Annotated in this window: 5 protein-coding genes; all 5 read right to left on the bottom strand. The window is 43.6% G+C overall.

What is annotated here, in order from left to right; genetic code table 11:
- Positions 1 to 28: 28 nt before the first annotated feature.
- The gene (ruvB, locus tag B2575_RS11240) at positions 29 to 1,009 is read right to left on the bottom strand and encodes a Holliday junction branch migration DNA helicase RuvB (RefSeq protein ID WP_045447074.1); all 981 of its coding nucleotides are present in this window, start codon (positions 1,007 to 1,009) and stop codon (positions 29 to 31) included.
- 202 nt (positions 1,010 to 1,211) lie between these two features.
- Complete coding sequence (gene ruvA / locus B2575_RS11235; RefSeq protein WP_087815487.1) at positions 1,212 to 1,832, bottom strand: Holliday junction branch migration protein RuvA; 621 nt, start codon at positions 1,830 to 1,832, stop codon at positions 1,212 to 1,214.
- 94 nt (positions 1,833 to 1,926) lie between these two features.
- A complete protein-coding gene (fba, locus tag B2575_RS11230; RefSeq protein ID WP_045446949.1) occupies positions 1,927 to 2,964 on the bottom strand; it encodes a class II fructose-bisphosphate aldolase in 1,038 nt (345 codons plus the stop codon).
- Positions 2,965 to 3,519: 555 nt separating this feature from the next.
- Positions 3,520 to 3,906, bottom strand: coding sequence for a hypothetical protein (locus B2575_RS11225; RefSeq protein WP_296242087.1), 387 nt, complete (start codon positions 3,904 to 3,906; stop codon positions 3,520 to 3,522).
- Between the two features lie 259 nt (positions 3,907 to 4,165).
- Positions 4,166 to 5,380, bottom strand: coding sequence for a phosphoglycerate kinase (locus B2575_RS11220; protein WP_296242086.1), 1,215 nt, complete (start codon positions 5,378 to 5,380; stop codon positions 4,166 to 4,168).
- Positions 5,381 to 5,401 lie beyond the last annotated feature (21 nt).

Genomic DNA, 5,401 nt, shown 5'->3' with positions numbered 1-5,401 from the left:
AAACGTAGGGGCATTTTTTAGGCTAATTTCATAACATCTGGTCAATCGCCATCTGCGTCAGTACACGTCCACGAGCGGTGCGTAATACATAGCCTTGCTGAATAAGATATGGCTCAATCACATCCTCAAGCGTACCGCGATCTTCAGCCATTGCTGCTGCTACCGCTTCAACGCCAGCTGGACCACCATCGAAGCGTTCGTGCAATATCTCAATATAACGTCTGTCTAAATGATCAAGACCACGTCTATCAACTGCCAGCATATCGAGCGCACTGCCCGCAATCGCGCCATTGATGCTACCGTCGCCTCTCACTTCAGCATAATCACGTACACGGCGTAATAAACGATTGGCAATCCTTGGCGTACCACGCGCGCGACGAGCAATCTCCACCGCGCCATCTTCACTCATCGGTACACGCATCAAACGGGCGGCACGACTCACAATCGTGGTCAAATCAGCAATATTATAAAATTCGAGCCGCTGCACGATGCCGAAACGATCACGCAGTGGTGAGGTCAATAATCCTGCTCGCGTGGTTGCCGCGACTAAGGTAAACGGCGGTAAATCCAGCTTGATAGAGCGTGCCGCAGGCCCTTCACCAATCATAATATCCAGCTGAAAGTCTTCCATAGCGGGATACAGTATCTCTTCAATAACGGAACTCAATCGATGAATTTCGTCGATAAATAGCACATCACCCTCTTCTAGATTGGTCAGCATGGCTGCCAAATCACCGGGGCGTTCAAGCACAGGTCCTGAGGTAGAACGCAAGTTACCACCCATTTCACGGGCAATAATATTGGCAAGCGTTGTTTTTCCAAGACCAGGCGGACCAAAAATCAAAGTATGATCTAATGCCTCACCTCGACCACGCGCTGCGCCAATAAATACTTCCATCTGCTCACGTACCACTGGCTGACCAATATATTCAGCCAGTAATGCCGGTCGAATATTAGAATCAGGCGCATCGCCTGCCCCTTCAAATGGATTAATCAAACGATCTTGCATCATAGGTTTTATCATTATATTAAATCATTATTTTTAAAGAATAGGTATAAATAGCATAACCAAACGCTACGTATAAGTCATGCAAAACATCATAAAGCAGCGACTAAATAAAGCACAGCCTAAAACGAAAATAAGCGACAATAAATGTCGCTTATCTGTTTAAGATTTATTGATACTTATTAATAGTAGTGAGCTGAATGAATCAAAATCCTGACAACTGTTGCAATGTGGCTTTTAGTAAACCTTGCGTATCGGCAAAGGTATTACCATTACTCTTAGCGGCTTTAATCGCTTGCTGTGCCTCTCTTTCTTTATAGCCCAAACTAATCAACGCGCCTTCTACCTCAGCGATGATGCTGCCCTCGTGAGACACCTCAGCAGGTTGCATGGCAAACTCTAAATTACTGCTATCGACTTCGATATTTTTCAGCTTATCTTTTAGCTCAATCAATAAGCGCTGCGCTGTTTTTTTACCGATACCCGGAATACGGGTTAATGCCGTCTCTGACTCTTGCTCGACATGCATCTTTAGCTCAGCAGCTGACATCGCAGATAGCATTGCTAATGCCATTTTTGCGCCAACACCATTGATCTTGATCAATTGCCGAAAGACGTCACGCTCTTTGCGATCGATAAAACCATAAAGCAGCTGCGCATCTTCGCGCACATGAAAGTGCGTCCAAATGCTCGCCTGCTCATTGAGACGCAACTGGCAAAATGACGGTAGCGGCAGCTCTATATCGTAGCCGACACCAGAGGTAGTCATGACACAGGCAGTCGGTGCCATCAAATACTGCACTTGACCACTAATCAATCCAATCATAATCCACTACCTTTATTAGAGCTGATATAAAAAATGAACTGAGCTGCTGTTTAATGATAAATGCTATTAAATAAGCATATCTTGTTGGCAACGCTTATTTATAAAAATCGACCATACCTTCAAGGCTAATTGGGCGAATTTTATGTGCCTGACCCGCAGAACCAAAGGCTTCAAAACGATTGGTACAGATATCTGACATTGCAACCATAGAGGCTTTGAAGTATTTACGCGGATCAAATTCGCTAGGGTTTTCTGCAAGGAATTTACGAATAGCGCCCGTTGATGCCAAACGCAAATCGGTATCGATATTTACCTTACGCACACCATGCTTAATCGCTTCAACGATTTGCTCAACCGGTACACCATAAGTCTCACCGATGTTGCCACCATTTTCATTGATAACTTTTAGCCACTCTTGCGGCACTGATGACGAGCCATGCATGACCAAATGAGTGTTAGGAATACGGGCATGAATCTCTTTGACACGCTCAATCGATAGGATGTCGCCTGTCGGTGGACGGGTAAATTTATACGCACCATGACTGGTACCGATAGCAATGGCTAACGCATCGACGTTGGTGTCTTTAACGAACTGTTCTGCTTCATCAGCACTGGTCAATAGCTGCTCGTGATCTAATACGCCTTCTGCGCCAGAGCCGTCTTCTTCACCAGCCATACCAGTCTCAAGACTACCTAAGCAACCAATTTCACCTTCTACTGAAACACCGCATGCGTGTGCCATCTTGACAACTTCGCGAGTCACGCTGGCATTGTAATCATAATCCATTGGCGTTTTACCGTCTTCACCGAGCGAGCCGTCCATCATCACTGATGAAAAGCCAAGCTGAATTGAGCGTTGGCAAATCGCTGGTGACATACCGTGATCTTGATGCATAACGACTGGAATATGTGGCCACTCTTCGATAGCAGCAATAATCAGATGACGCAAAAATGCAGAGCCTGCATAACTGCGTGCACCAGCACTAGCCTGTACGATAACAGGAGAATCACAGGCGTCGGCTGCCATCATGATTGCACGCATCTGCTCTAAATTATTGACATTGTAAGCAGGGACACCGTAGTTATTTTCGGCGGCATGATCTAGAAGTTGACGTAACGATATTAAAGCCATAAGACGTTCTCTGATTAAATTTTGAATATGATATTAAGAAATCATTCTTAAAAATACGATGTTGCAACAATTGCCCTAAAACCCTAGCCCGATAATAGCCAGACCAGCAAAAAACCAGTGTTTTTTGATCGTAATTATTACGCCGTGATTATAGCAAAAATTGCCAGCGCTTCGTAGCGGTTAACCGACTATTTCTTTCTTTGCTTGCTTCATAAAACAGAATGATAGCGAGTTTCATAAAACAATTTGATAAGTTCCATATGATACGCAGCTAATTGAAAAAACGGATAAACCTTGTGCATCATATTTTTGACTGACTAAGGCCTGCCCTCAATTCAATCAATGGATATTTAAATGCGCTAAAGATGAGGACACACCCTAACCTCTAGATTATGATTTTAAATACAAAAAAGCCTTGGCTATCACCAAAGCTTTTTAAATATTTTGAGGGCTTATACAGCAATCAATATCTGCAACCAACAGCTTAATAAGCTATTCATCAATCGATAAATTAGTAGATCAATAGCTTAGGTTCAGTTGCTTATGTATTGATGATTAGTACTGTTGTTCTGCTTCTACTGCGTTTTCACTGGCTTTATTCTCAACAGCAGATGCGCCATCGGCAACCACTTCAGCAGTTTTGGCAACGGCTTCATTTGCGCCTACCACAACTGCTTCACCAGTGTTTTTTAGTGCATCTGTAGCAGCAACACCGGCAGTTTCAGCGCCTTCGGCAACTTCAGTACCAGCATCTTTTGCAGCAACTTCAGCTTCAGCAGCAGCGGCTTCTGTTGCAGCAGCGGCAGTATCAGCGTTAGCAGCAACATCATCACCAGCAGACTCAACAGCAGCTTCGGCGTTCTCTTCTGTTTGTTGACTACATGCAGTGATTGCAAAAGTACCAGCAAGTACGCTAGCAAGTAATAAATGGCGTTTTAACATAATAAATCCCTCATAAATAAAGCATGTCAAATACATGATTTGCGCTATTTTATAGAGTGCAAATTAGACATGCAATCATAATTTTCAGTATAGAAACAAATAATTACTACTTAATAATAATCAGTGACCACTGACTCTTATTTCTCTTAAAACAATAAGATAAGAATAGTAGCCAAAATATTATTGATACAGCGTACATGAGATGGTGAGGCTAAATTGTACGGCTAATGTTACTCATCTGCTAAATATCGTTAAAGCGTTACGCATCAATCTGTAGAGCAGCAACCGCAGGCAATACTTTGCCTTCTACAAACTCTAAAAATGCGCCACCACCTGTTGACATGTAGCTAACGCCATCTGCCACTTGATATTTATCAATTGCAGCAAGCGTATCACCACCACCAGCAATCGAAAATCCTTCGCTGTTTTTAACGGCATTTGCTATGATTTGTGTGCCCTGACCAAAAGCATCGACTTCAAAAACACCGACCGGACCATTCCATAAAATGGTTTTTGCGTTGATAATAGCATCCGCTAATTGCTTAGCACTTTCTGGAGCGATATCCAATATCATGTCATTTTCGCCAATCGCATCGACAGATTTGATGGTCGCAGTGGCTTGTTGTAATGAGCCCGTGAAGTCAGCAAAATCAATCTCATTTTTATCAGCAACGACAACATATTTAGGTAATAAAATCTCAGTCTTAGTCATAATGTCACGAGCTGTCTCAACCAAGTTCGCTTCATAAAGTGATGCACCAACGCTATGACCTTGCGCGGCTAGGAAGGTATTCGCAATACCGCCACCAACGATAATCTGCGAGCATAATTCAGACAAACTGTGCAGCACTTCTAGCTTTGTCGATACTTTTGAACCACCAACGATTGCTAACATTGGCTGTGCTGGGGTTTCAAGTGCCAAGCTTAACGCATCAAGCTCAGCCGCCAATAAAGGTCCTGCACAAGCTGTTTTTCCTGCTCGATGCATAGCTTGGGTAACGCCTTCTGTTGAGGCCTGCGCACGATGTGCGGTGCCAAATGCATCCATCACGAATACATCGCATAAGTCAGCGTATTTCTGTGCTAAATTCGCATCATTTTTCTTTTCGCCCTGATTAAAGCGCACGTTTTCTAATAGCACGACCTCGCCTGCTTTAATTGCCACGCCTTTAGTAAGGTAGTCATTGTTTAAGCTAACGGGCTTTGATAACTCTGTGGCTAATTTATCGCTTAAATACTCAGCAACTGGTGCTAGCGAATATATCGACTCAGGACTGCCTTCAGTTGGACGACCTAAGTGTGAACAAACTATAACGGCCGCGCCTTTTTCTAACGCCATCTTAATCGTAGGCAAACTGGCTTGCAGGCGTGCATCACTGGCGACTTTACCGTTTTTAATAGGCACATTGAGATCTTCACGAATCAACACCACTTTATCCGTTAAGCTCAGCTCACTCATACGCAAAAAATTCATTACCTGCTCCTATGCATCATC

It is taken from the genome of Psychrobacter sp. UBA6739, from assembly GCF_002453835.1.
In the GTDB taxonomy this organism is placed as follows: domain Bacteria; phylum Pseudomonadota; class Gammaproteobacteria; order Pseudomonadales; family Moraxellaceae; genus Psychrobacter; species Psychrobacter immobilis_A.
Note: the sequence above shows the minus strand (reverse complement) of the source record. Positions and strands in the feature narration are given on the sequence as shown.